Below are 22,570 nucleotides of genomic sequence, written 5' to 3'. Positions count from 1 at the left end.
CGTTGGTCCGCTGCCGCAACCGGCGACGAGCAGCGCGGCGGCCAGGGCCGCGCCGCTCCGTCGGGCCCACCCGCCGATCATCCCTTCAGGCCGCTGCGCGAGACACCCTGGATGATGTGTCGTTGGGCGGCCACGAAGAGGATCAGCACCGGTACGCTGGCCAGCACCGCCCCCGCCATGATCACCGGGTAGTCGGTGACGTAGGCGCCCTGGAGCAGGCCGAGGCCCGCGGGGAGGGTGAGCCGCTCCGGACTGAACAGCACGTAGACCGGCCAGAGGAAGTCGTTCCAGTTGGTGAGGAACGACAGCACCGCCAGGGTGGCCAGCGCCGGCTTCGACAGCGGCAGCAGCACCCGGGTGAAGACCTGCCAGTGGTTCGCCCCGTCCAGCACGGCGGCCTCCTCCAGCTCCCGGGGGATCGAGAGGAAGAACTGCCGGAGGAAGAAGACCCCGAACGCGCTGGCCGCGCCCGGAACCACCACCACGGTCAGCGTGTCGAGCCAGCCCAGCCGATCGGCGATCACGAAGTTCGGGATGATCAGCGAGGTCGGCGGGAGGAAGAGCGTCCCCACGATCAGCGCGAAGCTCAGCGCCCGGCCGCGGAACCGCATCCGCGCCAGGGCGTACGCGGCCATCGACGCGGTGGCCAGCACCAGCAGGGTGTGCAGGCTGGCCGCCAGCATGCTGTTGACGAACCAGCGCAGCACCGGATTGGCGGTGTTGTTGATGATCTGGTCGTACCCGTAGGTGGAGAACGGGTTCGGCAGCCAGCTCGGTGGGTCCTGCTGCGCGTCGGCGTAGGTCTTCACCGACGTGAGGGCCATCCAGGCCAGCGGGGTCACGAAGACCGCGGTGATCAGCAGCAGGACGGCGTAGCGCAGGACCCCACGCAGCCTCGTCATCGTCGCCCCCTCAGTCTTCCCGGTAGCGGAACAGCCGGAAGTTCAGAACGCTGACCACCGCGAGCATCAGCGCGAAGAGCACGCTCATCGCGGCCGCCCGGCCGGCGTCGTAGTCCCGCAGCCCCTCGTCCACGATCCGCCAGACCACCGTCCGGGTCTGCTCGCCCGGCGCACCCTGGGTGATCAGGAAGGACTGCCCGAAGACGTTCGCCGAGGCGAGGATCGTGGTGGTCAGCACGAAGAGCAGCACCGGGCGCAGGCCGGGGAGCGTGACGTGCCGGAACCGGTCCCAGCCGTTCGCCCCGTCCACCCGGGCCGCCTCGTACAGCTCGGCCGGAATGTCCTGCAGCCCGGCCAGGTAGATCACCGCGTTGAAGCCGCAGGTCCACCACACCGTCACCCCGACCAGCGACACCCAGGCCCACGGCACGTCGGTCACCCAGGGCGTGTCGGAGGGCAGGCCGAGCACCCCGAGCAGCCGGTTGACCAGGCCCAGGTTGGCGTCGAGCAGGAAGCGCCAGAGCAGGCCGATCACCGCGACGCCGAGGACGTACGGGGCGAAGAAGGCGGCCCGGAAGAAGGTCCGCCCGGGGAAGGAACGGTTGAGCAGCAGGGCCAGCCCCAGGGGTACGACGACCAGCAGCGGTACCGACAGCATGGTGAAGATCGCGGTGGCCCGGAGGCTGGACCACCAGTCGCCGTAGATCGCCGAGTCGCTGGAGAAGAGGTCCCGGTAGTTGTCCAGCCCGATGAAGGGCCGGTTGGGCAGCTGGAGGTCCCACTGGTGCAGGCTGATCCAGACCCCGAAGAGGATCGGCAGCAGCCCGAACACCAGGAACAGGACCAGGTACGGCGCGAGGAAGAGGTAGGGGGTGGCCCGGTGCCCCCGCGCGGTGACACCGCCCGGACGGCGCGTTCCGCCCGCCGGAGGCGGCGCGTCTCCGCGCGCCGCCCCGACCTCGATCACGTCCGCCACGGCGGATCAGCTCCCGTACTTCTTGCGGTTGTCCTCGAGCTGCTTGTTCGCCTTGGCCACGCCGTCGTCCAGCGCCTGCTTCGGAGACTTCTTGCCCAGCGCCGCCTCGTTGAAGGCGTTGTAGAAGGTGGTCATCACCTCACCCAGGCCGGGAGCGGCTGGCGGGAACGCGGCGTACGCCAGCTCCGGCGCGAGCGAGCTGATCTCCGGCAGCGCCTTGAACTCGGCGCTCTCCCGGACCGCCTTGCGGGCGGGCACCTGGCCGCCCTTGGCCCAGTCCAGCGAGTGCTGGCTGAGCCAGTTGATGAAGACCTTCGCGCCGGCGACCTTGTTGTTGTCGGCGCTGCGCTGCTTGACGATGGTGAAGTTGTGCGAGTTGGCCCAGGCCGCCTGCTGGCTGCCGATCTGCGGCAGCGGCGCGACGCCCCACTGCACGTCCGGGCTCTTCTTCAGGTCGTTGACCTGCCAGATGCCGTTCCAGTTGAAGGCGTTCTTGCCGCTCTTGAGGGCCAGGTAGTCGGCGTCCTGGCCCACGTTGGCCGGCGAGAACCCTTGCTTGATCATGTCCACCAGCCAACTGCACGCCTCGACCGCCGGATCGGAGTTGAAGGTGGCCTTGGCGACCTCCCCGTCGAAGAGGCTGCCGCCCCACTGGTGCAGCAGCGAGTAGTAGGTCATTCCGCCGGTGAACTGGAACGGGCTGACCCAGAAACCCTGGATCCCCGCCTTCTTCAGCTCGGTCAGCGCCGCCGTGTACTCGTCCTTGGTGGTCGGCGGCTTGTTCGGGTCGAGGCCGGCCCGCTGCATGGCCGCCTTGTTGTAGTAGAGGCCCAGCGGGTGCATGTCGAGCGGGATGCCGTACCGCTTGTCGTGGTAGAGACCGCCCTTCCAGACCGTCGGCGCGAAGTCCCCCTCGCTGAGTTCCAGCGCCTTCGCCACGTCGTCCAGCTCCATGATCACCCCGCGGGCGGCGAAGGTGGCGAGCTGGTCCATGTGCATGACGGCGATGTCGGGGCCGTTGCCGCTCGAGACGGCACCGGGAAGCTTGCTGTAGTAGTCCTGCCACTCGTAGGTCACCACGCTGACCGCGATGTTCTGGTGTTCGCCGTTGAACTGGGTGACCAACTGCTTGAAGATCTCGCCGTCGCCGCCGGTGAAACCGTTCCACAGCTTCAGGTCGACCTTGGGGCCGGTGTAGTCCTTGCCGCCGTTGCCGGCGGCGCTCGGCTTGTCGGAGATGCTGCCGCCGTCGCCGCAGCCGGCCAGGGTCAGGGTGGCCGCGGCGCCGAGCCCGACGCCGAGGCTGAGCAGCCGCCGCCGGCTCATCTCGTTCTGGATCATGGGTACTCCTTGGGGGACGGGATGCGGTATTTCCTGGTCACGGCTGGGGTGCGAAGCGCAGCAGGTTCCAGGAGCAGGCGGGCAGCACCACGGAGCACCGGCCGCCGTCGAGGGTGGGGGTGGGGAGCCCGCGGGTCGTCACCCGCTCGGGCTCGGCCTCGGTGTTGGTGGCCGTCGGGTCGATCCCGGCGGCGAGAGCGCGGTGTTCCCGGGCGCGCAGGCCGGGCAGCGCGCGCAGGTCCAGGTCGACGACGAGGTCGTCCTGGTCGCGGTTGACCGCGAAGACGGCCAGTTCGCCGGTCTCCTCGTCGTGCACCGCGACCGTGTCCAGCACCGGCACGTCGCCGTACTTCCCGGTGGGGTAGGTGGGCGAGACCGGCTCGGTACGCAGCACCGTGCCGCGGGCGTGGCGGGCGGTGAGGGCGAACGGGTGGAAGATGCTCTGCCGCCAGGCCGGCCCGCCGGTGCGGGTACGGATCGGGGCGATGACGTTGGCCAGCTGTGCCTGGCAGGCCACCCCGACGCGGTCGGCGTGCCGGAGCAGGGTGATGAGCAGGTCCCCCACCACCACCGCGTCGACCGCGGTGAAGTCGTCCTCGATCAGCGCCGGCGCCTCGACCCAGCCGCGTCGGTCCAGGTCGGCCTGCAGGCGGGACTCGTACCAGACGTTCCACTCGTCGAAGGAGATCTTTAGCTTCCGCCGCTGGCGCAGCCGGGCGGCCACATGGTCGGCGGTGGCCACCACCTCGCGGATGAAGTTGTCCATGTCCACCGCGGAGGCCAGAAGGCTGGCCCGGTCGCCGTCGGACGGGTCGTAGTAGGTGTGGGCGGAGATGTAGTCGACGTGCTCGTAGGTGTGCTCCAGGACGGTCGCCTCCCAGGAGGCGAAGGTGGGCATCCGCCGGTTGGAGCTGCCGCAGGCGACCAGACTGATCGACGGGTCGATCTTCTTCATCGCGCGGGCGGTCTCGGCCGCGAGCCGGCCGTACTCGTCGGCGGTCTTGTGGCCCACCTGCCAGGGCCCGTCCAGCTCGTTGCCGAGGCACCATAGCCGCACCCCGTACGGCTCCTCGGCGCCGTGCTTGCGGCGCAGGTCCGACAGTTGGGTGCCGCCCGGGTGGTTGGCGTATTCGAGTAGGTCGCAGGCCTCTTGCACACCCCGGGTGCCGAGGTTGACCGCCATCATCGGCTCGACGCGGGCCTCCGCCGCCCAGGCCATGAACTCGCCCAGCCCGAACGCGTTGGTCTCGATGGTCTTCCAGGCCAGGTCGAGCCGGCGCGGCCGGTCGCCGACCGGGCCGACGCCGTCCTCCCAGCGGTAGCCGGAGACGAAGTTGCCGCCGGGGTAGCGCACCACGGAGACGCCCAGTTCCCGGGTCAGGTCCAGGACGTCCCGGCGGAACCCGCCGGCGTCGGCGGTGGCGTGGCCCGGCTCGTAGACACCGCCGTAGACGCAGCGCCCCATGTGCTCGACGAAGGAACCGAAGAGACGGCGGTCGGCCGCTCCGATGGTGAACGACGGGTCGATCGTCAGCTGCGCGCTCCGCACGGGTGCCACCTTTCCTCGTACCGGTCGGGGTGACCTCGGTCACCCCGTACCTCAGGTTTCTACAACGTTGTAATCAACGTTGTAAAGAGGTCTCGGCGCGATACAGTGCCGGCAGAGCCGACAGGGGAGGACGGGCCAGTGCGACACAGGCTCAAGGACGTCGCCGAACGGGCCGGCGTGTCGGTGAAGACGGTGTCCAACGTGGTAAACGGCTACCAGCACGTACGGCCGGACACCCGGGCCCGGGTCGAGCAGGCCATCGCCGAGCTCAACTACCGCCCGAACCTGTCGGCCCGCAGCCTGCGGAAGGGGCGGACCGGGGTGATCGCCCTGGCCGTGCCGGAGCTGGACATCCCCTACTTCGCCGAGCTGGCCCGGCACGTGGTCACCGCCGCCGCCGAGCACGGCTGGACGGTGCTGATCGACCAGACCGGCGGCGGCCCCGAGCAGGAACGGAAGGCGGCCCGCGGGATCGGCGACCATCTGATCGACGGGCTGATCTTCAGCCCGCTCGCGCTCACCGCTGCCGACCTCGCCGGCCTCGACGGCCTGCCCATGGTGCTGCTCGGCGAGCGGGTGGACCACGGCCCGGCCGACCACGTGATGATCGACAACGTGAGCGCCGCCCGGCAGATCACCGCACATCTGGTCGGCCTCGGCCGCCGCCGGATCGCCGCGATCGGCGCCCAACGCACCCCCGAGGGCGCCAGCGCCCGGCTCCGACTGGCCGGCTACGCCGCCGCGCTGGCCGACGCCGGCCTCGGGTACGACGAGCGCCTGGTGGCCCCCGCGGCCGCCTGGCACCGCGCCGACGGCGCGGCTGCCATGCGCGCCCTGCTGGATTCCGGCGTACGTCCCGACGCGGTCTTCTGCTTCAACGACACCCTCGCCCTCGGCGCCCTGCGCGCGCTGCACGAGGCCGGGCTGCGGGTGCCCGAGGACGTGGCGGTGGCCGGGTTCGACGACATCGAGGACGGCCGCTTCTCCATCCCCACCCTCAGCACCGTCGCCCCGGACAAGGAGCGGATCGCCCGCCTCGCCGTCGACCTGCTCGCCGACCGCCTCGACGCCGACCGCGGCGCGCCGCCCCGGGAACTGGTGGCTCCCCACCGCCTGGCCCTCCGCGAAAGCGCCCCCTGACGCCTGCCCCGGTGGTCCCGCCGCCCGCACCCCCTGCGTTGATCATGAGGTTGGTGGCGTTCTTGATCACTACGTCCGCCGTCAACCTCATGATCAACCCATGCGTCGGTGAGGGTGGGGTCAGTCGAAGAAGCGGGCCAGGTGGTACGGGGGTGGGGGTGGGTCGTCGGGGGCGAGGGGAGTGAGGTCGGCGAAGATGGAGGCGCCGTCGCACCCGACGTGCAGCGGGTACCAGCGCGGGGTGCCGGGCGGGCGCTGACCGCAGATGCCCTTGAAGGTCTGCACGTCCAGCAGTCGTACGTGGGTCGGGTCGGCGACCGCGTTCACGTGCCGCCACCAGGGGCTCATCACGTGCAGGACGCCCCCCGGCCGCAGCGCCCGGTGGCACTCGTCGAACAGCGGCAGGAAGTCGATCAGGTGCTCCATGATATGCACCGCGAAGAACACGTCCACCGAGTCATCGGCGAGCGGCAGCGCGCCAGCGAGGTCTGCCACCGCGTCCACCCCCGGCGCCGGGTAGATGTCCAGCCCCAGGTTGCCCGGCCACTGCTTGGTCGCGCCGCAGCCCAGGTCCACCACCACCGGCGCCCGGCCGGCGACGGCCACCCGGCACCAGACGCCGAGCACCCCGGCGAGGCGGCCCACCATGTCCCGGACCAGGCGCAGCTCGCCCGGGTCGGCCACCTCTCCGCTCAGGTGCGCGACGCCCCGGTCGAAGCGCACCTCCACGGTGAGCGGGCGCAGCCGCTCATCGTGGCGGGTCAGATCGGCCCACGCCTCGACGAGGAACCCGTCGATCATCCTCAGCCGCTGGGCCGAGGGTGGGGACTGCCCCATCGTGACCATGCGCCACCTCCGGGCGCGCGATACCCGCATCGCCGCCCGGTATGCCTCGGATCGCCGACCGACAACCACGGAAGCGGCCCCAGGGCGGCGACGCCGGCATCCGCCGAGCGGCGGGGGCCGGATCAGCCGGAGAGGCTGCGGCGGCCTCGGTTGGCGCCCCGGATCCGCTGGCGGGGCGGCGCCACGGCCGGCTTGGGCCGCTTGAGGTGGTACCGGTGCAGCTCGTTGTTGCCCGGCAGCGAGGGGTCCTCGCTCATCGCGACCAGTTCCCAGCCCTGGTCACCGGCCCGGTTGAGGTGGGCCAGCGCGGTGTCACCGTACGGGGTGACGTCGACCATCGAACCGTCCGGGCCGTACCAGACGAACACGATCTCCCACCCGATGTCGCTGGTGGCCGCCTGGCGCCGGCGGACCAGCAGCGCGTACTCCCACTTGAGCATGGGGTCATTGTCACCCGGCGCGACCGGGTCGGCACGGATCAGTCTTCGGCGATCCGTCCGGCGTCGACCCGCAGCCGCCGGTTGACGCTCACCGCGTCCAGCATCCGCCGGTCGTGGGTCACCAGCAGCAGCGTCCCCGGGTACGTGGCCAGGGCCGACTCGAGCTGCTCGATCGCCGGCAGGTCGAGATGGTTGGTCGGCTCGTCCAGCACCAGCAGGTTCACCCCGCGCCCCTGGAGCAGGGCCAGCGCGGCCCGGGTCCGCTCGCCGGGGGAGAGAGTCGCCGCCGACCGCAGCACATGGTCCGCGCGCAGGCCGAACTTCGCCAGCAGGGTCCGCACGTCCGCCGGGCTCAACTCCGGTACGGCGGCGCCGAAGGCGTCCACCATGGGCTGGTCGCCGAGGAACAGCCCCCGGGCCTGGTCGACCTCGCCCACCACCACCCCTGGGCCGAGCGCGGCGTGGCCCTCGTCGAGCGGCAGCCGGCCCAGCAGCGCGGCGAGCAGGGTGCTCTTGCCGGAGCCGTTCGCCCCGGTGATCGCCACCCGGTCGGCCCAGTCGATCTGGAGGTTCACCGGGCCCAGCGCGAAGCCGCCCCGGCGTACGACGGCACCCCGGAGCGAGGCCACCACGGCACCGGCGCGGGGCGCGGCGGCGATCTCCATCCGCAGCTCCCACTCCTTGCGCGGCTCCTCGACCACCTCCAGCCGCTCGATCAGCCGCGCCGTCTGCTTGGCCTTCGCCGCCTGCTTCTCGGTGGACTCGGTGCGGAACTTGCGGCCGATCTTGTCGTTGTCGGTGGCCTTGCGCCGGGCGTTCTTCACGCCCTTCTCCATCCAGGCGCGTTGCATCCGGGCCCGTGCCTCCAGATCGGCTCGGGTCTCGGCGTACTCCTCGTACTCCTCCCGGGCGTGCCGGCGGGCCACCTCCCGCTCCTCCAGGTACGCCGCGTAGCCGCCCCCGTAGTGCCGGACCTGCCGCTGGGGCAGGTCCAGCTCCACCACCCGGGTCACGGTCCGGGTGAGGAACTCCCGGTCGTGGCTGACCAGCACGGTCCCGGCCCGCAGCCCGGTGACGAACCGCTCCAGCCGGTCCAGCCCGGCCAGGTCCAGGTCGTTGGTGGGCTCGTCGAGCAGGAAGACGTCGTACCGGCTGAGCAGCAGGGAGGCCAGCCCGGCCCGGGCCGCCTGGCCGCCGGAGAGGGCGGTCATCGGATGGTCCAGGTCGACCGCCAGGCCCAGCTCGGCGGCCGCCTGCTCGGCCCGCTCGTCCAGGTCCGCGCCGCCGAGGTCGAGCCAGCGCTCCAGCGCCTCGGCGTACGCGTTGTCGGCGCCCTCGGCCCCGGCGGTGAGCGCCTCGGTGGCCGCGTCCAGCGCGGCCTGTGCCGCCGCCACCCCGGTACGCCGGGCCAGGAAGTGCCGGACCGTCTCGCCCGGCCGGCGCTCCGGCTCCTGGGGCAGGTAGCCGACCGTGGCGGTGGGTGGGTTCAACGCCACCGAGCCGTGCTCGCGTGGCTGGAGCCCGGCGAGGGTACGCAACAGCGTGGACTTGCCGGCGCCGTTCACCCCGACCAGCCCGACCACGTCGCCGGGGGCGACGACCAGGTCCAGGTCGGCGAAGAGCAGGCGGTCACCGTGCCCGGCGGTGAGGTCCTTGGCGATCAACGTGGCGCTCATGAGGAGATCGAGCCTACCGGCGCGGCACTCCGCAGCCGATGGGGAGAACCGGGGCTCGGAACGTGACCGAGCTGAGGGAGACTCACTGCCGTGGTGACCACTCTGGCGATCGACTGTGGCGGTGGCGGCATCAAGGCGTCCGTGCTGGACGCCGCCGGGACCATGCGGGCCCGCCCGGTACGGGTGCCGACGCCGTACCCGCTGCCGCCGTCGCTCTTCGTCAAGACGCTGCTGGACCTGGCCGGCAGCCTGCCGGCGGCGGACCGGCTCACGGTCGGGATGCCCGGCATGATCCGGCACGGCGTGGTGGTGGCCACCCCGCACTACGTCACCCGGTCCGGGCCGCGCAGCAAGATCGACCCGGCGCTGGTGGCCGACTGGTCCGGATACGACGCGCGCAGCGCACTGGCCGAGGCGTTCGGCATCCCGGCGCTGGTGCTCAACGACGCCGAGGTGCACGGCGCGGGCGTGGTCGCCGGGACCGGCTGTGAGCTGGTGCTGACCCTCGGCACCGGGCTGGGTAGCGCGCTCTTCGACGGCGGGGTGCTCGCCCCGCACCTGGAGCTGTCGCACGCCCCGGTGCGCTGGAACACCACCTACGACACGTACATCGGGGAGCCGGAACGCCGGCGCCTGGGCGACGCGTTCTGGTCGCGGCGGATCCGGCAGGTGGTGGAGGGGCTGCGGCCGGTCTTCCGCTGGGACCGGCTCTATCTCGGCGGGGGCAACTCGCGACTGATCCGGCCGGAACAACTCACCCGGATGGGCGACGACGTGGTGGTCGTCCCGAACACGGCCGGGATCGTCGGTGGTGTCCGGGCCTGGGAGCTGGTCGGCGACCGGTACGACCCGACGGCCTGAGGCACAACTTCGACCGGGGGAACACTCGCGGTCCGGCTGATGTTGTGCCAGCGTCGGACAAAGGGCGGTGCGACACGAGGAGGTGGGTCGAGTGGATCTTCTGGCGGAGTACCGGCGGGCGACCATGTTCTTCGAAGCGGGTGACCCGACCGGAGCGGCCCGGCTGCTCGAGCCGATCGTCGAGGCGGAGCCCGGCAACTCCTCGGTGCGGCAGCTGCTGGCCCGGGCGTACTTCCAGTCGGCCCAGCTCAACCGGGCCGAGGAGCAGCTCCGGGAGCTGGTCGACCGGGACCCGAGCGACCACTACGCCCACCACGTGCTGGGCCGGACCCTGGAACGGCTGAACCGGCCCGTCGACGCCCTGCGGCACCTGCGCATCGCGGCGGCCATGCACTCGACCAACGCCGACTACGCCGAGGCGCTGCGCCGGGTGGAGAGCCGGGTCAGCGGCGGTCGCTGACCGCCACCAGTACGAGACGGCGAAGGGCAGCCCGGGCGGGCTGCCCTTCGCCGTCGCCGGGCCCGGCTGCCGCGTGCCTACGATGGGCTGGTGAAGCTCAAGCTCGATCTCCACGACATCTTCAACAAGGGGCACGACATTGACCGCGCGCTGCGCGGGATCATGGACGAGGCGGTGGCGAAGAAGGCCACCCTGGTGGAGATCATCCCCGGCAAGGGCTCCGGCCAGCTCAAGAAGCGGGTGCTGCGCTTCCTCGACCAGAAGGAGGTCAAGCAGCTCTACCACCGGGTCGAGAAGGACTCGAAGAACTTCGGCCGCCTCTTCGTGCACTTCCGCTGGAAGTAGTGCCGCCGGCGAGCGGGTCAGGTCGGGCTGTGTCGGTCAGGAGACTGCGGCCTTCATCAGCTCGACGATCTTCTGCTCCACCACGGGGCTCCACTTCTGGATCGCGTACGACACCGGCCACATGTCCCCGTCGTCAAGGTTGGCCGCGTCCTGGAATTCCAGGGTCGAGTACCGGGAGTTGAACTTGCCCGAGTTCTTGAAGGCGACGACGACCTTGCCGTCCGCGTTCGCGTAGGCGGGCATCCCGTACCAGGTCTTTGGCGACAGCTCCGGGGCGGCGGTGGTGACCGCCATGTGCACGCGCTCGGCGAGCTCACGATCCTCCGGCGCCATCTTCGCGATGCTGTCGAGGGCCGCCTGGAGATCGTCGGCCTTCTTGGCACCCTTCTTGCCCTCGGCGCGCAGCTCGGCGGCGCGCGCCTTCATCGCGGCGCGCTCCTCGGCGCTGAAGCCGTCGGACACGGTCTGGGAGTTCTTCGTGGGCATTTCGGGACTGCCTTTCGACGCTCAAGGCTCGGCGCGGCGCCGGCCATAAGGAAGGCTAGGCACGACGACACGCTGGCGCTTCTTGATTCCTGATCGGATCGGGGGCCGGCCGAGGCGGCCCTTACCTGCCGTTCGCCGGCGGACGGCCGGAGCCCGGCGGCGCGCTTCCGGGTCCCGGCCGCCCGGTCCGGGTCACAGGGGATACGTGCGGGCCACCGCCAGCATCTCGGAGCTGTGCGAGCCGACCACGCCGACATCGGGTGGGCGGGGCCGGAACCCGGGTACGCCGGTCAGGCCGTCGCTGGCGTCCATGACCCGCAGCGTCGGTCGATGCCGGGGCGCCATCACCAGGGTTATCTCGACGCCCTCCGGCGGGGGCGCGTGGAAGACGATGCCGAAGCCCCAGGGCCGTTCCTCGGTGAACCGGCCGCCGGCCAGCTCCAGGCCGGCCACCCGGGCCGAGGTCACCACCGTTCCGCTGTCCACGTGCAGGGAGAGCAGGCGGACCGGCCGTTGTGGGGTCACCCGGACCCGCAGGGTGCGCTGCTCGATGAGCGCGGCGTCGGCGAGCACCTCCAGCTTGGGCGCGGGCAGGTCGACGGCCCGCGCCGGGCCGCTGCGCAGCCTGGCGTCGCCCAGCGCGGGGAAGTCGTCGGCCGCGGAGACCGCCCCGTCGACGTACCCGGCGGTCCAGGGCTGCGGCTCGTCCTCGCGGCTGAGCCACCGGGCCTCGCCGGTACCGGCGTCCAGGGCGTACATCAGGTGGGTGGGCACGGGATGGGCGGCGTCGAAGGGGTCCACGGCCAGGCCGACCCCGGCGAGCACCACGGCGGCGAGCCCGGCGGCGGCCGCCGGCAGCGGGGCGAGCCGGCGGGCCCGCAGCGCCAGCAGGCCGCGCTGGCCGCCGGCCTGCGGGTGCAGCAGGTCGACCACCGGCAGCGTGGCCAGGCCGAGCAGCACCGCGAACAGCGCCGCCACCCCGCCCATCGCCATGCCGAGCGCCGGGAAGAGCAGCACCACGGTGGGGAGCAGGATCACCACGGCCACCGCGCCGGCCAGCGCCACCGCGACCACCGGCCCGGGACCGTCCAGCCGGGTGGCCAGCGCCGCCAGCCCGGCGAGCGCGCCGGCCAGCGCGGGCAGGGTGGCCAGGTACGCGCCACCCGGAACCAGCACGGCGAGCAGCACCCCGAACAGGGCCAGCCAGGTCAGGCCGCCGAACGCGAGGGCGGCCGGACCGGCCCACCGGCGGGTCAGCGCGTACCAGGTGAGCAGGACCGCCGCGGCGAGCGCCACCACGGCGAGCCGGTACCAGACCGGCCGGTACGGGTCGAGCAGTTCGACGTAACCGGGGCGGATCCTGGTGATCGCGGCCCAGAGCAGCCACGCGCCCAGCGGGGCCACGACGACGGGCACGAGGGCCAGCCCGACGCCGGCGGCGAGCCGGCCGGTGGTGGCTCGGCCGCGCCGGCGCAGCAGCCAGCCGAGCAGGCCGACCGCGACCAGGGCGAGCAGCCCCAGTGGCAGGCTGAGCCAGCCGGGGTAGCGGACCAGGCCGCCCGGCACCGGGAAGTAGGTCGCGTCGTGGTCGGCGTGCAGTGTGGTCAGGTCGGTCCGGCCGAACTCGCGGGCCAGCCCGAGCGCGTTGTCGCCGTGCATCTGGAGGCTGCCCCGGTCCAGCACCGCCGGGACGTCCAACGGCGTGTGGTAGATCGCGCCGCCGTCGATGTACGCCGAGTTCAGCCCGACGAAGTCGTGGTCGAGGAAGGCGGTGAAGTCGGTGTCGTTCGGCAGCGCCCGGTAGATCTCCACGGCGAACGAGGTGCCCACCGGGTGCGGGGCGGCCCGGCCGAAGACGTCCACCAGCTTCGCGTTGTCCCGGGACGTCTCGAACATGATCACCGGACCGGTGGAGCCGCGCGCCTCCAGGTTGAGCACCACCCCGCCGTCGGCGGCCAGCGGGTGGCTGCCGGCGAACGCGGAGGCGCCGCAGAGGCACGCCTCCTCCGCGTCGGTGAGCACGAACACGATGTCGTTGCGCGGGCGCGGGCCGGCGGTCAGCGCCCGGGCCACCTCCAGGATGCTGGCGGTGCCGGCGGCGTCGTCGTTGCCGCCCGGGCCGGACTGCACCGAGTCGTAGTGGGCCACCAGGAACACCCGCCCGGTGGCGGCGGTGCCGGGCAGCCGGGCCACCACGTTGCGTACCCGGGCCACGGTCGCCCCGCCGGCGGCCCCGCTGAGCTGCCCGGCCTCCGGGGCGACGGTGTCCTGCACCGTGGTCTCCAGGCCGAGGCCGCGCAGCACCCCCACCAGGTGCTCGCGGACCTGGTCGTTGGCCGGGCTGCCGGCCACGTGCGGCCGGGCCGCGACGACCTTGACGTGCTCGTACGCCCGGTCGGCGCTGAACTGGTCCGCCGGTGCGGTGGCGGGGCGGGGCGCCGGGGTGGCCAGGTCGACGAGGACGCCCGCGCCGACGGCCAGCAGTGCCGCGAGCGCCGCGGCGGCGGCGAGCAGCCGGCGGCGCGGCCGGGCCAGCGCCCGGTCGGCCGCCCGGGTGGGGGGTACGCCCACGGGAACTCCTCGGGGTGGTCGGGGTGGGATCATCCTGCACCCCGGCGGACCGTGGCGACACTCCCCACCTGGGCCGCCGCCGGTGGGCGCTCCGGTCGTGTTGTGTGCGACCGTGGTCTGAGACAGGATCAGCAGGGCACTCGGAAGGAGTCCGACATCACCAGCGAACTCCCGCGTCTCGCGGCGGTGACCCGGCCGCACCGGGGGCCCGGCCTGCCCGGAGCCTCCGTCGCGCCCCGGGCCGTTCCGCAGGGTGGTTTCGGGCATCACGCCAACGTGCCGCCCGGTGAACGGCTGCGGGTGTTGCTGGTCGAGGACGACGAGGGCGACGCGTTCCTGGTCGGCGAGCTGCTTGCCGAGACCAACGCCAACATCGACCTGCTGGTCGCCGCCAGCCTCAGCGAGGCCCGGCAGCGGATGACCGGGGTGGACTGCGTGCTGCTCGACCTCGGCCTCCCCGACGCGCAGGGCCTGGACGGGCTGCGCCGGGTGGTGGAGATGGCCAGCGGGGCGGCGGTCTGCGTGCTCACCGGCCGCTCCGACGAGCACCTGGGCATCGTGGCGGTCGCCGAGGGCGCCCAGGACTATCTGGTCAAGGGCCAGGTGGACGGGGTCCTGCTGGCCCGTGCCCTGCGCTACGCGGTGGAACGTAAGCGGGCCGACGAGAACGCCCGCCGGCTGCGCGAGGTGGAGCTGCGTCAGGCCGAGTCCGCCCGCCTGGAGCGGGGCCTGCTGCCGCAGCCGCTGATGACCACCGACCAGGTGTCGGTGCACACCTTCTACCGTCCTGGCCGGCACGCAGCGCTGATCGGCGGTGACTTCTACGACGTGGTACAGACCCGGCCGGACCGGATCGACCTGATCGTCGGCGACGTCTGCGGCCATGGCGTGGACGAGGCCGCCCTCGGCGTCGAGCTCCGGGTGGCCTGGCGGGCCCTCGTGCTGGCCGGGGTGCCGGACGACGAGGTGCTGCCCGCCCTGGAGCAGGTGTTGATGAGCGAGCGCCGGCTCCAGGAGATCTTCGCCACGGTGGCGACCACCCGGCTCGACCTGGCGGCCGACCGGGCCACCGTGCGGCTCGCCGGGCATCCGCCGCCGCTGCTGCTCAGCGAGGGCAAGGTCGCCCCCGTGCCGGCCCGGGGCGGCCTCCTGCTCGGGGTACGACCGCGCCCGCCCGTGGCCTTCGACCTGGAGTTCAACACGGATGACTGGTCTCTGCTGATGTACACCGACGGCCTCATCGAGGGTCGGGTGGGCACCGGCGACGATCGGCTCGACGTGCCCGGCCTCACCGACCTGCTCGCCGACCCCGCCAACCAGGCGGTGTCCCTGCCCGAGTTGCCCGGGTGGCTGGTCGGCCGGGCCGAGCAGCTCAACGGCGGTCCGCTCGCCGACGACGTCGCCATGCTGCTGGTCACCCGGGGCGGTGGCCGGTGACGGCGTACCGGGAGGGCTGGACCCTGCGGCGCCGGGTGGTCGTGCTGCTCAGCGTGGTCCTGCTGTTGCTGCTCGGACTGGCCGCGGCGGAGGCGCTGGTCGCCGAGAAGAACCGGCAGAACATCGACGCCGTCCTGGTCAAGACCGCTCCGCTCCAGTTGCAGAGTCAGGAGCTGATGAGCGCCCTGCTCGACCAGGAGGCAGCTGTCCGCGGGTACGCGGTGAACGGTGACCGCAAGGACCTCGCCCCGTACGACTCGGGCCGGAAGCGGGAACGCGACACCGTCGCCTCGATGCAGCGGTTGGCCACCGACTACCCGGACGTGCGGCGCGAGCTGGCGGTGGTCGAGCAGCGGGCGGCGCGGTGGCAGGCGGACGTCGCCGAGCCGGTGATCAGCACGATCGAGCGCAGCGGCCCGGAGGCCGGGCAGGCGCTGGTCACCGACCAGACCCGGCAGCAGTTCGACGGCGTCCGGGCCGCGGTCGACCAGCTCCAGGACGAGATCGGCCTGGTTCGGCAGCAGACCGCCGACCGGGTCAGCAGCACCAGCAACGTGCTGGTCGTGCTGCTGATCGCCGCGGCCCTGGTGGTTGCGGTGGCCGGCGCACTGCTGCTGCTCTCGCTCGACCGGATCCTGATCCGGCCACTGGCCGCCCTGGCGGGCCAGGTACGCGAGGTCGCCGCCGGCGACTACCGGCATCACATCGAGGGGTCCGGGCCGCCGGAGTTCCGCCGCCTCGCCGAGGACGTCGACGGCATGCGGCAGAAGATCGCCCGGGAGCTGGACGAGGTACGCGAGGCCCGGGAGCGCATCGAGTGGGTCAACAGCCAGCTGCAGAAGCAGGCCGAGGAGCTGACCCGGTCCAACCGCGACCTGGAGCAGTTCGCGTACGTCGCCTCGCACGACCTGCAGGAGCCGCTGCGCAAGGTGGCCAGTTTCTGCCAGCTCCTCCAGCGGCGCTACGCGGGCCAGCTCGACGAGCGCGCCGACCAGTACATCGCGTTCGCCGTCGACGGCGCGCAGCGGATGCAGCGGCTGATCAACGACCTGCTCGCGTTCTCCCGGATCGGCCGCCTCACCACCGGCTTCACCGAGGTCGACCTGAACAAGGTGATGGGCGACGTGGCCGCCCAGACCGAGGCCGCCCGCCAGTTCGCCGACGCCGAGCTGACCTGGGACGAGCTGCCGGTGATCCGCGGCGAGGAGCCGTTGCTGACCAACCTGCTGGCCAACCTGGTCAGCAACTCGATCAAGTTCCGCCGCCCGGATGCGCCGCCGAAGGTGCACGTGTCGGCCCGGCTGGTCGGCGACGAGTGGGAGATCAGCTGCCAGGACAACGGCATCGGGATCGAGTCGGAGTTCGCCGACAAGATCTTCGTCATCTTCCAGCGGCTGCACTCCAAGGACGCGTACCCGGGCACCGGCATCGGCCTGGCCATCGTCAAGAAGATCGCGGAGTACCACGGCGGCCGGGTCTGGGTGGACACCGGCACCGAGGAGGGCACCGCGATCCGGTTCACCCTGCCCGCGCCGCCAGCCGACGTCGAGGCGGCGCCGGCGACGGACGGGGACGAGCCGGCGGCCGGTGAGGAGTCGACCGGGGACCCGGCGGCGACCGGGGACGGTGCGGAGGCGCCCGTCGGCCGGCAGCCGGACGCGGGACCGGGGGAGACGGCCCAGGGCGCGGTCCGGGACGGTACAACGGGTGGCATGAAGGAGACGGTGGGATGACGGCGCCGGCAGACGGCAGGAGCCCGATCGAGGTCCTGCTGGTCGAGGACGACCCGGGTGACGTGCTGATGACCCAGGAGGCGTTCGAGGAGCACAAGCTCCGCAACCGCCTCACCGTGGTCTCGGACGGTGCCGAGGCGCTCGCCTACCTGCGCCGCGAGGGCCGGTACGCGGACGCGGTGACCCCCGACCTGATCCTGCTCGACCTCAACCTGCCCCGCCGGGACGGCCGGGAGGTGCTGGCGGAGATCAAGAAGGACGAGCAGCTCTGCCGGATCCCGGTCGTGGTGCTCACCACCTCTCAGGCTGACGAGGACATCCTGCGCAGCTACCAACTGCACGCCAACGCCTACGTGACCAAGCCGGTGGACTTCGAGCGCTTCATCGCGGTGGTCCGCCAGATCGACGAGTTCTTCGTCAGCGTGGTCAAGCTGCCGCCGCGTGGCTGAGCCGCTGCTGGAGGACGTCGGCGACCTGCTGCGGAAGGCCGCGGCCGAGGTCGTGGTACCGATGTTCCGCCGGCTCGACGACGCCGACATCTCCGAGAAGGCGCCGGGCGAGGTGGTCACCGTCGCCGACCGCCAGGCGGAGGAGCTGATCTCCGCCGGGCTGCGGCGGCTGCGCCCCGGCTCGGTGGTGGTCGGCGAGGAGGCCGTCGCCGAGGACCCGGACCTGCTGCGGCACCTGCGCGGCACCGGCGATGTCTGGGTGGTCGACCCGATCGACGGCACCGCCAACTTCGCCGCCGGCCGGCGCCCGTTCGCCCTGATGGTGGCGCTGCTGACCGACGGCGTGCCGGCGGCCTCCTGGGTGTACGACCCGCTGGCCGGCACGATGGCGGCCGGCCGGGCCGGCGCGGGCACCCGGCTGGACGGCACGCCGGTCCGGATCAGCCGGTCGGCCCCGAAGGTCGGTGCCCTGCGGGGCACCGCGATGACCCGGTTCCTGCCGCCGCAGACCCGGCGGATTGTGGAGGCGGGCGGCGAGCGGCTGGGTGAGCTGCTGCCCGGGCAGCACTGCGCCGGGCGGGAATACCTCGACATGCTCACCGGCGCGCAGCAGTTCGTCCTCTTCTGGCGCACCCTGCCCTGGGACCACGCGCCCGGCACCCTGCTGGTACGCGAGGCCGGCGGGGTCGCCCGCCGCTTCGACGGGACCGACTACCACCCGGCGGACGGCGGCCGGGGCCTGCTGGTCGCGGCCAGCGAGGAGATCTGGGACGAGGTCCGCGCGGCGCTGCTGGGTGGCTGAGCCCCCTTCTGTCGCGGTCCGCGACAGGGTCGGCACCATGCGTCGACGATCAGTGTCGCCCGAGGTCGGGGGCCTGGCGTGGCGCGCGTGGTCCGGTATCGTGACCGGCGGCTCCGCCAGCAGGCCGCCGTCGTGGCCGGCGGAGCCGCCGCCGCGCAGCGGTCAACCGGGGGTCGACGGTCGACGGAAGGACGCTCTCGTGCCCAGGACCAGGCTCATCCGGCGGCGCGCCGGCCGGCCGTTGCTCGCCCTGCTCGCCGCGGCGGCCCTGCTGCTCGGTGCCGGCCTCGCCCCGGCTGGGCCCGCCGCCGCCGCGCCCAGCCCGAGCGCGCCCGACGAGGGCGGCAGCAAGCAGCTCCGGGCGGCCCTGGAGGCGGCGGCGAAGGGGCACATCGAGGCCCAGGCCCGCCTCGACAACTCCAAGCGCCGGCAGGTCGCGCTGAATGGACAGCTCAAGCAGATCGAGCTGCGCCTGGTCGAGTTGAAGGCGCAGGTGGGTGAGGTGGCCGCGCATTCGTACCGGGTGGGCCGGCTGACCCCGGTGTCGGCGCTGCTGGCCAGCACCGATCCGGATTCGTTCCTGCAGCGCGCCGCCGAGCTGGACGTGATGGCCCAGCGGGACAGCCGGCGGCTGCGGGACCTGCACGAGGCGCAGGCCGAGGCCACCCAGGCCAAGGTGGCCCTCGACGCCGAGGTCCGCGAGCAGCAGAAGCAGCTGGCGATCCTGGCGAAGAAGAAGCGGGACGCCGAGATCGCGCTGGCCAAGGTCAGCTCCGGCAGCAGCCGCGGGTTCAGCGGCGGCTCCGGGTCGGCCAAGCCCGCCCCGCGCAACCCCGACGGCTCGTGGCCGGCGGAGTCCTGCTCGGTGAACGACCCGACGCCGGCCGACGGCTGCATCACCCCACGCACGTTGCACATGCTCCAGCAGGCCAAGGCGGCCGGCTACAAGCGGTACGTCTCCTGCCACCGCAGTGGTGGCGGGGGCGAGCACCCGAAGGGGCGGGCGTGCGACTTCTCCGCCGCCAGCGGCGGCTTCGAGAACGTCTCGGCCACCGGCGGCGACAAGGCGTACGGGGACAGCCTCGCCAGCTACCTCAAGAACAACGCGAGCAAGCTCGGCGTCATGTACGTGATCTGGTATCGGCAGATCTGGATGCCGAACACCGGCTGGCGGTCGTACAGCGGCGGGGGCAGTCCGGCCGCCGACCACACAAACCATGTTCATGTCTCGATGTACTGACCCTGGTGGCCCGGAACGCTGCGTAGCATCGCCACGGTGAGCAGCACATCGTCCGACGTCGAGGCGGAGCCGGCCCCGAGCGCGCCGGCCCCGCCCCGGGCCCTGCCGAACGGGCTCGCCGCGTTCCTCGTCTTCCTCTCCAGCGGGGCCGTGCTGGTCCTGGAGACCGTCTCGCTCCGGCTGGTCGGCCCGTACGTCGGGGTGACCCTCCAGGTGACCAGCTCGGTCATCGGCATGGCGCTGGGCGCCATCGCGTACGGGGCGTGGATGGGCGGGTGGCTGGCCGACCGGCGGGACCCGCGCAGCCTGCTCGCCCCGGCGCTGGTGCTGGCGGGCATCGCCACCGCGGTCACCCTCCCCGTCGTCCGGTACGCCGGCGAGGCGCTGCGCGGTGGCGCGGCGAGTGGGGTGCTCCTGCTGACCGCGCTGGCGGTGCTGGTGCCGGCCGCGTTGCTGGCCGGGGTGACCCCGCTGGTGGTCAAGCTCCAGCTCGCCGACCTGCGACGGACCGGGCAGGTGGTCGGCCGGCTGTCCGGCATCGGCACGCTGGGCGGGATCACCGCCACCCTGGTCACCGGCTTCGTGCTGGTGGCGGCGCTGTCCAGCATGGTGATCGTGCTCGGGCTGGCGGCGGTGCTGGGGGTGACCGGGCTGGCGCTCGGGGCGTACCTGCGCCGGCGGGCCGGGACCGGGCTGCCCGCCCCGACCCGGGTCAAGGCCACCCTGGCGGTGCTCGGCCTGGCCGCGGCGGGCCTGTCCGCGGTCGCCCCGAACCCGTGCGACGTGGAGACGGCGTACCACTGCGCGAAGGTGGAGACCGACTCGCAGTGGACGCAGGGGCGCGTTCTCTACCTCAACTCGGCCGAGCACTCGTACGTGGACCTGGCCGACCCGACCCACCTGAAGTACGCGTACACCCAGTGGATCGGCCTGGTCGCCGACCTGGCCGCGCCGGCCGAGCAGCGGCTCGACGCCCTGCACCTCGGCGGCGGCGGCTTCACCATGCCGCGTTACCTCGCCGCGACCCGGCCGGGCACCGACAACCTGGTCTTCGAGATCGACGGCGGGCTGGTCGACCTGGATCGGCGGGAGCTGGGCGTGCGCACCGGACCGCAGTTGCAGGCCCGGGTCGGGGACGCCCGGGTGCTGCTCGGCGCCGAGCGCACCGACAGTCGCGACTTCATCGTCGGCGATGCCTTCGGGCACCTGGTCGTGCCCTGGCACCTGGCCACCCGGGAGATGGCCGCGGAGGTCCGCCGGGTGCTCCGGCCCGGCGGGATCTACGTGCAGAACGTCATCGACGTGCCGCCGGGCCGGTTCATCCGGGCCGAGCTGGCCACCGTCCGGGCCGAGTTCCGGCACGTCGCGCTGATCGCCCCGCCCTGGGGTATCGAGGGGCGGTCCGGTGCCAACTTCCTCATCGTCGCCTCGGACGCGCCGCTGCCGCTGGCCGGCGCCCTGTCCCGGCTGGGCATGCTGCCCGAGCCGGCCAGCCTGCTGTCCGGGGACGAGCTGACCGGGTACGTCGGCGACGCGCTGGTGCTGACCGACGACTACGCCCCGGTGGACCAGCTTCTGGCGACCGCCTGAACGGGTGACTTTCCTGACCGATTCCGACCCTTCAGGTGTACGGCGGTCCGCTCCGGGCAACAGGACCGACCATGGGTGCAGCGGTGAGGGGCGGCGCGCAGCTGCTGGGTGAGCGGTACCGGCTGGTCGAGCAGCTCGGTGCGGGCGGCATGTCGGTGGTCTGGCGCGGCTACGACGAGGTGCTCGGTCGCCAGGTCGCGGTCAAGGTGCTCGCCTCCCGGCTCGCCAGCGACAAGGCGTTCCGGCACCGGATCCGGATCGAGGCGCAGGCCGCCGCCCGGCTCTGCCACCCCAACATCACCAACGTGTACGACTACGGCGAGTCGGATCAGGCCGGGCTGACCGTGCCGTACGTGGTGATGGAACTGGTCGACGGCGCCCCGCTCAGCGCCCGGCTCGGCCGCGGCGGGCAGCTGCCCTGGCGGGAGGCGGTGACCATCGGCGCGGAGGTGGCGTCGGCGCTGGCCACCGCGCACGCCCGGGGGGTGGTCCACCGGGACGTGACCCCCGGCAACGTCATGCTCACCTCGACCGGGGTGAAGGTCGTCGACTTCGGCATCTCGGCGCTGGCCGGGGAGAGTGAGCACGGCCCGGACGGCGCCCTGCTCGGCACGCCCGCCTACCTGGCTCCGGAGCGGCTGAACAACGGCCAAGTCTCCCCGGCCACCGACGTGTACGCGGTCGGCCTGCTGCTGTATCGGATGCTCACCGGCGGGCTGCCCTGGCAGGCCAGTACCACCACCCAGATGCTCCGGGCGCACATGTATCACGATCCGGAGCCGATGCCGCCGGTGCTGGGACTCCCCGACGAGGTGGCGCAGCTGGTCCGGCAGTGCCTCGCCAAGCGCTGCGCGGATCGGCCGGCGACCGCCGAGGTGGCCCGTACGCTCGCCGAGGCGGCCGGCATCTCGGCGATCGTGCCGGTCTCCCCGGCGGTCGGCCAGGTCGATCCGACGCTGGCGGAGAACGCCGGGACCACCATCCTGCCCTGGTCGGCGGAGACCGACGCGCTGCCCTTCTCCGCCGTCCGCACCCGTACCCGGGCCGCCACGCGGAGGCGCAGGGTGGAGGCCGGGGTGGCCGCCGCCGGCCTGGTCGCGGTCACCGCCACCATGTGGGGGATGACCTCGAAGAGCTCGGCCAGCGGCGGCGTCGAGCCGGCCCAGGCCCGGATGGCCCTGCCGCAGCCGATCCCCTGCGCGGTCGACTACACGCTGCGGCGGGACTCCGGAAAGGACTTCACCGCGGACCTGACCCTGACCAACACCGGTGACCGGGAGCTGCGCGGCTGGACGATGAGCTTCACCTTCCCGGGCCGGCAGACCGTGACGAGCGCCCAGCCGGCGGTCCACCAGCAGGGGCGGACCGTGCAGCTCCAGGCACCGGCCACCGACCCGGCGCTGGCGCCGGGCGCGTCCCGGAAGATCTCGCTGACCGGCCGCTACACGGGCGGCAACCTGCTGCCGGTGGAGTTCAAGGTCGGCGACAGCACCTGCGGCGTGCAGGTCTCCGGGGTGGCCGGCTCGGTGCCGACCACCGCTCCGGCCCGGACGGCGGCCCCGAAACCGCCCCAGAAAGCGAGCACGGGGAAGAGTAGCGGCAGCCGGGCCAACCCCGAGAAGCATGGCAAGGGCAAGGGGGACGGCAAGGGAAAAGGCGACTGACCGAGGGAAAGGGGGACCACGGCGGCAAGGGCAAGGACCGGGGCAAGGCCAAGGCCAAGCAG

At 72.7% G+C, this 22,570-nt stretch carries 19 protein-coding genes and 1 pseudogene; 11 read left to right on the top strand and 9 right to left on the bottom strand.

Annotation, left to right across the window (positions count from 1 at the left end):
* Positions 1-77 precede the first annotated feature (77 nt).
* The 4 genes from A6A27_RS10645 to arfA are packed head-to-tail and all read right to left on the bottom strand — an operon-like array spanning position 78 to position 4,768.
* Entirely contained in the window at positions 78-902 is an 825-nt protein-coding gene (locus tag A6A27_RS10645; protein ID WP_073834405.1) for a carbohydrate ABC transporter permease, read from the bottom strand.
* A 10-nt stretch (positions 903-912) separates the two neighbouring features.
* On the bottom strand, positions 913-1,878 hold the full coding sequence (locus A6A27_RS10640) for a carbohydrate ABC transporter permease (protein WP_073834404.1): 966 nt from the start codon (positions 1,876-1,878) through the stop codon (positions 913-915).
* 6 nt (positions 1,879-1,884) lie between these two features.
* Positions 1,885-3,219 carry an ABC transporter substrate-binding protein gene (locus A6A27_RS10635; protein WP_073834403.1) on the bottom strand — a complete coding sequence of 445 codons (1,335 nt, stop codon included), beginning with the start codon at positions 3,217-3,219 and terminating at the stop codon, positions 1,885-1,887.
* A gap of 37 nt (positions 3,220-3,256) precedes the next feature.
* Positions 3,257-4,768: an arabinosylfuranosidase ArfA gene (arfA, locus tag A6A27_RS10630; RefSeq protein WP_073834402.1), complete on the bottom strand. Its 1,512-nt coding sequence runs from the start codon at positions 4,766-4,768 to the stop codon at positions 3,257-3,259.
* Positions 4,769-4,906: 138 nt separating this feature from the next.
* On the opposite strand from arfA, the gene A6A27_RS10625 reads away from it, so the two are divergent.
* Positions 4,907-5,908 (top strand): LacI family DNA-binding transcriptional regulator, encoded by a 1,002-nt coding sequence (locus A6A27_RS10625; protein ID WP_073834401.1) that lies wholly within the window; start codon positions 4,907-4,909, stop codon positions 5,906-5,908.
* A 120-nt stretch (positions 5,909-6,028) separates the two neighbouring features.
* Here A6A27_RS10625 and A6A27_RS10620 read toward each other — a convergent pair whose 3' ends face one another.
* The 3 genes and pseudogenes from A6A27_RS10620 to A6A27_RS10610 all read right to left on the bottom strand — a co-directional run bounded on the left by A6A27_RS10620 (position 6,029) and on the right by A6A27_RS10610 (position 8,870).
* A complete protein-coding gene (locus A6A27_RS10620) occupies positions 6,029-6,754 on the bottom strand; it encodes a methyltransferase domain-containing protein (RefSeq protein ID WP_073834400.1) in 726 nt (241 codons plus the stop codon).
* Between the two features lie 194 nt (positions 6,755-6,948).
* A pseudogene (locus A6A27_RS10615) lies at positions 6,949-7,194 on the bottom strand (hypothetical protein); the annotation flags it as partial.
* 38 nt (positions 7,195-7,232) lie between these two features.
* Positions 7,233-8,870 carry an ABC-F family ATP-binding cassette domain-containing protein gene (locus A6A27_RS10610; protein WP_073834398.1) on the bottom strand — a complete coding sequence of 546 codons (1,638 nt, stop codon included), beginning with the start codon at positions 8,868-8,870 and terminating at the stop codon, positions 7,233-7,235.
* A gap of 90 nt (positions 8,871-8,960) precedes the next feature.
* On the opposite strand from A6A27_RS10610, the gene A6A27_RS10605 reads away from it, so the two are divergent.
* The 3 genes from A6A27_RS10605 to A6A27_RS10595 all read left to right on the top strand — a co-directional run bounded on the left by A6A27_RS10605 (position 8,961) and on the right by A6A27_RS10595 (position 10,536).
* Entirely contained in the window at positions 8,961-9,731 is a 771-nt protein-coding gene (locus A6A27_RS10605; RefSeq protein WP_073834397.1) for an ROK family protein, read from the top strand.
* 91 nt (positions 9,732-9,822) lie between these two features.
* Positions 9,823-10,191: a tetratricopeptide repeat protein gene (locus A6A27_RS10600; protein WP_073834396.1), complete on the top strand. Its 369-nt coding sequence runs from the start codon at positions 9,823-9,825 to the stop codon at positions 10,189-10,191.
* 90 nt (positions 10,192-10,281) lie between these two features.
* The gene (locus A6A27_RS10595; protein WP_073834395.1) at positions 10,282-10,536 is read left to right on the top strand and encodes a Smr/MutS family protein; all 255 of its coding nucleotides are present in this window, start codon (positions 10,282-10,284) and stop codon (positions 10,534-10,536) included.
* Between the two features lie 36 nt (positions 10,537-10,572).
* Here the strand turns inward: A6A27_RS10595 and A6A27_RS10590 are convergent, their stop codons facing one another.
* Together A6A27_RS10590 and A6A27_RS10585 are read right to left on the bottom strand one after the other, a co-directional pair.
* The gene (locus A6A27_RS10590) at positions 10,573-11,022 is read right to left on the bottom strand and encodes an iron chaperone (RefSeq protein WP_073834394.1); all 450 of its coding nucleotides are present in this window, start codon (positions 11,020-11,022) and stop codon (positions 10,573-10,575) included.
* Positions 11,023-11,214: 192 nt separating this feature from the next.
* Complete coding sequence (locus tag A6A27_RS10585; protein WP_073834393.1) at positions 11,215-13,593, bottom strand: M28 family peptidase; 2,379 nt, start codon at positions 13,591-13,593, stop codon at positions 11,215-11,217.
* Positions 13,594-13,779: 186 nt separating this feature from the next.
* On the opposite strand from A6A27_RS10585, the gene A6A27_RS10580 reads away from it, so the two are divergent.
* The 7 genes from A6A27_RS10580 to A6A27_RS10550 all read left to right on the top strand — a co-directional run bounded on the left by A6A27_RS10580 (position 13,780) and on the right by A6A27_RS10550 (position 22,508).
* Positions 13,780-15,030, top strand: coding sequence for a PP2C family protein-serine/threonine phosphatase (locus tag A6A27_RS10580; RefSeq protein ID WP_198940261.1), 1,251 nt, complete (start codon positions 13,780-13,782; stop codon positions 15,028-15,030).
* Positions 15,027-16,763, top strand: coding sequence for a sensor histidine kinase (locus A6A27_RS10575; RefSeq protein ID WP_073834392.1), 1,737 nt, complete (start codon positions 15,027-15,029; stop codon positions 16,761-16,763). Before A6A27_RS10580 ends, A6A27_RS10575 begins: the two co-directional genes overlap by 4 nt.
* On the top strand, positions 16,760-17,212 hold the full coding sequence (locus A6A27_RS10570; protein ID WP_073834391.1) for a response regulator: 453 nt from the start codon (positions 16,760-16,762) through the stop codon (positions 17,210-17,212). Before A6A27_RS10575 ends, A6A27_RS10570 begins: the two co-directional genes overlap by 4 nt.
* Positions 17,205-18,014 carry an inositol monophosphatase family protein gene (locus A6A27_RS10565; RefSeq protein WP_073834390.1) on the top strand — a complete coding sequence of 270 codons (810 nt, stop codon included), beginning with the start codon at positions 17,205-17,207 and terminating at the stop codon, positions 18,012-18,014. Before A6A27_RS10570 ends, A6A27_RS10565 begins: the two co-directional genes overlap by 8 nt.
* 199 nt (positions 18,015-18,213) lie before the next feature.
* Positions 18,214-19,254 carry a coiled-coil domain-containing protein gene (locus A6A27_RS10560; protein WP_073834493.1) on the top strand — a complete coding sequence of 347 codons (1,041 nt, stop codon included), beginning with the start codon at positions 18,214-18,216 and terminating at the stop codon, positions 19,252-19,254.
* Between the two features lie 36 nt (positions 19,255-19,290).
* Positions 19,291-20,844: a fused MFS/spermidine synthase gene (locus A6A27_RS10555; protein WP_073834389.1), complete on the top strand. Its 1,554-nt coding sequence runs from the start codon at positions 19,291-19,293 to the stop codon at positions 20,842-20,844.
* 71 nt (positions 20,845-20,915) lie between these two features.
* On the top strand, positions 20,916-22,508 hold the full coding sequence (locus tag A6A27_RS10550) for a serine/threonine-protein kinase (protein ID WP_073834388.1): 1,593 nt from the start codon (positions 20,916-20,918) through the stop codon (positions 22,506-22,508).
* The last annotated feature ends 62 nt before the right edge of the window (positions 22,509-22,570 follow it).

This window comes from Micromonospora sp. CB01531, from assembly GCF_001905095.1.
Taxonomy (GTDB): Bacteria; Actinomycetota; Actinomycetes; order Mycobacteriales; family Micromonosporaceae; genus Micromonospora.
This window is presented reverse-complemented; position numbering and strand designations above follow the sequence as displayed.

Coding starts and splice junctions, on each gene's coding strand:
- A6A27_RS10550 (WP_073834388.1), top strand. CDS start 20,916: ATGGGTGCAGCGGTGAGGGGCGGCGCGCAGCTGCTGGGTGAGCGGTAC.
- A6A27_RS10590 (WP_073834394.1), bottom strand. CDS start 11,022: ATGCCCACGAAGAACTCCCAGACCGTGTCCGACGGCTTCAGCGCCGAG.
- A6A27_RS10635 (WP_073834403.1), bottom strand. CDS start 3,219: ATGATCCAGAACGAGATGAGCCGGCGGCGGCTGCTCAGCCTCGGCGTC.
- A6A27_RS10645 (WP_073834405.1), bottom strand. CDS start 902: ATGACGAGGCTGCGTGGGGTCCTGCGCTACGCCGTCCTGCTGCTGATC.
- A6A27_RS10620 (WP_073834400.1), bottom strand. CDS start 6,754: ATGGTCACGATGGGGCAGTCCCCACCCTCGGCCCAGCGGCTGAGGATG.
- A6A27_RS10570 (WP_073834391.1), top strand. CDS start 16,760: ATGACGGCGCCGGCAGACGGCAGGAGCCCGATCGAGGTCCTGCTGGTC.
- A6A27_RS10610 (WP_073834398.1), bottom strand. CDS start 8,870: ATGAGCGCCACGTTGATCGCCAAGGACCTCACCGCCGGGCACGGTGAC.